We start from the raw sequence: 4,825 nt of genomic DNA, 5'->3' as shown, positions 1-4,825 counted from the left end.
AGGTCACGTCCGCTTTGTTTTTTCCTGACCGGATAGTCCGGGTCATAATCGCTGGCGGGATCATCAGGATCGTTTACCACGGGCCTTTGCCGGTCAGCATCGGTATATGAGGCCTGAAATGTAACATATCCGTTGTTTGGCAGTATGTATCCCAGGCGGCCGAAAACTCAAAATCGTTTCTTTTTTTTATGTCTGGTATGAAAAAGACGCCCAGCTCTTTTGCGTTATACATCACAGTCGAATTCCCAGGACAGTATTTCAATACTCCTTCATAATCAAGTTTGGCATGAGATTTGATTACAGTACCTAGTTCTTCTCCTGATTCATTTATTTCAGCATAATCTGTACTGGTGAATAGATAATCATTTTCAAGCATAAAGCTCAATTGTTTTTCCAATTTCTCTTGATGCCACAAATCATCGCTATCCAAAAAAGCTATATATTCTCCTGAGACTTTTTCAAGTGCCGTGTTCCGAGCAATTGCAGCACCCTGATTCACCGGTAACTTGATCAGACGGATCCGCTCATCTTTATATGAGTCAATGATTGCGATGGTGTCGTCAGTCGAACAATCATCCACAATGATCAACTCCCAATTTCCATAACTTTGATCTTGAACTGAACCAATCGAGTTTCTTATAAAGTGTTCAGCATTATATGTGGGCATAATTATCGAAACTAAATTTTTTTTAATCATTTTATCTCCTACATTACACTATTTATTGTCATTTTTATTTAATTTATGGGCAAATTCTCTCAATTTATTCAACAGTGGTCTTCTGTTTTCGCCTACTAAACCGATAAGCTCAATGAAAACTTCTAAACCAAATAATAAAGCAATGGTGATCAATATTGAACCGATCAATGATGATAATGGATAAAGCAGTGCGATCATAGAAAATATGCCGGCGATCAGATATATGACTAAAACGGTCTGTTTATGGGTCAAGCCTAATGTCATCAGCCTGTGATGCATGTGATGCCTGTCAGCACTAGACATAGGCATACTGTTTAACTTCCTTCGCAGCATTGCATAGACCGTGTCAGTGATAGGTATCCCTAAAATAACTATCGGAATAATCAAAGTTATCAGCGTCACATTCTTCAGTCCATATAAAGACATTACTGATATCATGAAGCCTAGAAATAAGGCACCTGTATCTCCTAAATATATTTTCGCTGGATAAAAATTATATGGTAAAAATCCAATTATTGCTCCAACCAAGGTGAATATCATGATACTCGTGACAAAACTGGTATTCTCTAAAAAGAAAACACCGATAACTCCCATGGTCGTTAACGCTATTATTGATATTCCACTAGCTAGTCCGTCTAAACCATCTATTAAATTAATCGAATTTGTGATTGCCAATATCCAAAAAATGGTGATCGGAAAGCCTATCCAGGTAGGTAAGTATAAATAGTCCATGAAAGGAACACTTACTTGTACTACCGTCAGATTGTTTAAATAAACAATAATTATAGCAGCTATTATTAATCCTAACATTTTCGCCTTAGGACTAATTTCTTTAATGTCGTCAATGAGCCCTGTTAAAAGTACAATAGTCGCAGCTACGAAAATCGGGAAGCTTGTGCTTAACTCTACGGGTTGTAAAATAAAGACAGAAAAAAAGAAAGCAAGATAAATCGCCAATCCTCCCATAGATGGCATTATTTTCTCGTTTACTCTCCGTTTATTGGGAATATCCACGGCTCCTATTTTAAAAGCAAGTTTCCTTACTAGAGGCGTTAGAAATAAACTTAGTATAATCGTCAATAAAATATTTACAAAAATTTGATACACATCATACATAAATTTTTCCTTTCAGTTCATTAGAGTTTATTTTTCTTTTATCGAAGGGATTATAGCGTATAAAAATACAAATAATAGAAACAGCCAGAAAGCTGGGTTTAAATAACCGCCTTTAGCCATGTTCATAGTTATGAACAATATAGCTGCAGGAATACTATTTAAAATCACATACGCTGATAACCCGATATAGGGAATGAATCCTATTAAACCAAAATCACTCATCACGTAAGCGTAAATATTGGTGATCGGTGGTGTATGACCTATCCCATTTCCATAAAGCAAACGTTCCTTGTCTACATATATCCAAGTTCCAAGCAAACGGATATTAGCGGATCCATCTTCTCCACTAATTATATCTTTGGTGCGTTCTATAATGGTAACATCTATGAAATCCCAAAAATAAAGCATTATGGAACCTAGCATGAAAACAACTGCCAGATACCAGTAAGACCAGGAAAAGTTGCCGTTTATTATTCTGCTGATCACTAATGTTAAGCAGGTGACTGTAAATATTATAATCATACTATAACTTAAAGTTAGCATGATACCTAGCGCTAAAATGAATAATACCGTTTTTTTCGTCTTAGCCCTGTGATAAAAAACATTCGAAAAAAATATGATGTTTAAATAGTAACCTAAGTGAGCCGGTTCAGAAAAAAAGCTTCTCGTTCGAACGATTGCTTCGTTCCCGGCGAAATAATAACTCCTGCTGTCTTGGCGGGTAAATGTCCAAATGAGATTCGGTAATTCAAAATTATCGAGATAAATGGATAGTGTTATGGCTAGTCCTACCATAACAGTAATTACGGCAAAAACGTTACTCATTTTCAACAACCGCAACCGAAGTTGATTGTCCCTTATATAGTTAAAGTAAATAACGAGAGATACTAGATAGAAAACCAATTTTATGGTGGATAATGTTGCACGCTTTAAACTAAACCAGTAATCATTAAAGAGATACGAAAGAATGAACGTTATGGCTATTATGCTAAACGAAGCGAGCAATATGAGCAATTGTTTTTTTGTTATATGGATCTTGCCAAGAATAAACAGCAAAAAAATGCCGATGGCTAACAGAAAATCACCGAAGGAAGAATACAATATTGTCCAATCACTAATTAAAAAGGCTAAAGAAATCAAAAATAAAATTATATACGACCACAGTTTAGGATTGAATTTGTATAGTTTCGTTTCATTAAATGAGATCTCCAATACTACTTTCTCTCCTTCACTGAAAATAATCCTTTATTTCTTTCACTATTCTAACACTTGCAAAGCCATCCCCATAAGGATTGATGGCTTTAGACATTTTCTTGTAACGTTCTTTATTGGTTATTAATTCGGTCACTTCTTCTATCACTCGTTCTTTGTCTGTCCCGATCACCCTTAAGGTGCCGGCTTGTAACCCTTCCGGGCGTTCCGTCTTGTCTCTCAAGACCAGTACCGGTATATCCAGCGCGGGTGCTTCTTCCTGCAAGCCGCCCGAATCGGTCAGCACCAAGTAAGCTTTGGCGATCACCTGATGGAAGACATCGACTTCGAGCGGTTCGATCAAGTGGATCCGTTCGTGGTCGCCCAATATTTCTCTGGCTACCTTTTGAACGGTCGGGCTCAAATGGACCGGCAACAGCACGTCTACTTCTGAGTGTGCATTCACCACTTCCAACATCGCTTCAAAAATATTGGTCATGGGTTCGCCGTAATTTTCCCGTCGGTGTGATGTAAGTAAAACCCATTTCTGATTCGGCTTCGCATCCATCAGGTCCAGTGCCGGGTGCTTCCTTTGACTGTCTCTGGTGTAGTGGATCGCGTCAATGACGGTGTTGCCTGTTACAACGATCTGTTTTTCATCTTTACCTTCTTTGAGCAGATTCGCTTTGGTCATTTCTGTCGGGACAAAGAACAGATCGGTCATTGTATCGATCAACTGTCTGTTGCCTTCTTCAGGAAACGGGAAATACTTGTCGTATGTCCGGAGTCCGGCTTCCACATGTCCGATCGGGATCTTGTGGTAATACGCAGCCAGCGCAGCCGCAAAGCTGGTCGTTGTATCTCCATGGACCAGGATGATATCGGGTCGTTCTTTGATAAGTACTGTTTCGATTCCTTTAAGTACGTCAGCGGTAATATCTGACAGAGTCTGATTTTTTCTCATGATATCTAAGTCGTAATCCGGTTTTATGTCGAACACGGCTAACACCTGATCCAGCATTTCTCTATGCTGAGCCGTGACAATGATGCACGTTTCAAACGTCTCCTGATGTTTTTTCAATTCGAGAATGACCGGCGCCATTTTGATAGCCTCTGGTCGTGTCCCAAACACTATCGCAATTTTCTTTTTTTCCATCCTGTCTCTTCTCCGTTCTAGGTTCATTCATTATATTTATAACTCATTATAGTGTGACACAATCAGACGTAATTTTACCATAAAAAGAACCTCTACCGACAAATATTTCAAAATTGTCATAATCTGGTAAAGGTAAGTGTCTTCTCGGTCACAATTTATTTAGTTGTCTGTTTAGCTGCTGTTTCAGCCTTGCAGCCAGGATAAAGAGTTTGTCCTTTAAGGTGATGGTTTCAAATTTCTTCAGCTCTTTCTTTCTTTCCGGATGCACGTCGCTAATGAGCAGGGCATTGTAGATCGAAAGCAGCTGGCGTTTGATGAACTGTTTCTGTTTATCTGAATAGGTTTCTTTCTGATACTCTTTGTCCAGTGCTTCGAATACTTTAAGGTAGGAATCAAAGGATCTCAGTTTATGTTCCTTGGAGTGTTGCGTCATCGTGGAAGCGGTCCGGTAACGGCGGTGGTAAAAATCCTTGTTCGAGTATGTCATTTTCTGCGTGTTCACAAAGAGGACGGTCGTGAAGTACTCGTCTTCGTGCAGAACACCCTCCAGAAAAGCTAAGTTGTGTGCGTCGATGACTGTTTTCTTAACTAAGTATAGGCACGGTGACGGTGAGAAAGACTGTCTGTTTTTGATCACTGCTTCTTCACCCGTGTAGAGCTCTTTA

Annotated in this window: 4 protein-coding genes and 1 pseudogene; all 5 read right to left on the bottom strand. The window is 39.0% G+C overall.

What is annotated here, in order from left to right; genetic code table 11:
* Positions 1–73: 73 nt before the first annotated feature.
* Positions 74–697: a glycosyltransferase family 2 protein gene (locus tag R6U02_RS07935; protein ID WP_410263075.1), complete on the bottom strand. Its 624-nt coding sequence runs from the start codon at positions 695–697 to the stop codon at positions 74–76.
* Between the two features lie 18 nt (positions 698–715).
* Positions 716–1,813, bottom strand: coding sequence for a glycosyltransferase family 4 protein (locus R6U02_RS07930; RefSeq protein WP_410263074.1), 1,098 nt, complete (start codon positions 1,811–1,813; stop codon positions 716–718).
* Between the two features lie 27 nt (positions 1,814–1,840).
* A complete protein-coding gene (locus R6U02_RS07925; protein ID WP_410263073.1) occupies positions 1,841–2,638 on the bottom strand; it encodes a hypothetical protein in 798 nt (265 codons plus the stop codon).
* Positions 2,639–3,041: 403 nt separating this feature from the next.
* Positions 3,042–4,160 (bottom strand): non-hydrolyzing UDP-N-acetylglucosamine 2-epimerase, encoded by a 1,119-nt coding sequence (gene wecB / locus R6U02_RS07920; protein WP_410263072.1) that lies wholly within the window; start codon positions 4,158–4,160, stop codon positions 3,042–3,044.
* A gap of 148 nt (positions 4,161–4,308) precedes the next feature.
* Positions 4,309–4,825: pseudogene (locus tag R6U02_RS07915) on the bottom strand (hypothetical protein); the annotation flags it as partial.

Origin of the sequence: Alkalibacterium sp. (genome assembly GCF_046484155.1) — a bacterium.
In the GTDB taxonomy this organism is placed as follows: Bacteria; Bacillota; Bacilli; order Lactobacillales; family Carnobacteriaceae_A; genus Alkalibacterium.
Note: the sequence above shows the minus strand (reverse complement) of the source record. Positions and strands in the feature narration are given on the sequence as shown.

Bases quoted from the DNA above. Each gene is read 5' to 3' on its own strand.
- R6U02_RS07925 (WP_410263073.1), bottom strand. From the start codon at position 2,638: ATGAGTAACGTTTTTGCCGTAATTACTGTTATGGTAGGACTAGCCATA.
- R6U02_RS07935 (WP_410263075.1), bottom strand. From the start codon at position 697: ATGATTAAAAAAAATTTAGTTTCGATAATTATGCCCACATATAATGCT.
- R6U02_RS07930 (WP_410263074.1), bottom strand. From the start codon at position 1,813: ATGTATGATGTGTATCAAATTTTTGTAAATATTTTATTGACGATTATA.
- wecB (WP_410263072.1), bottom strand. From the start codon at position 4,160: ATGGAAAAAAAGAAAATTGCGATAGTGTTTGGGACACGACCAGAGGCT.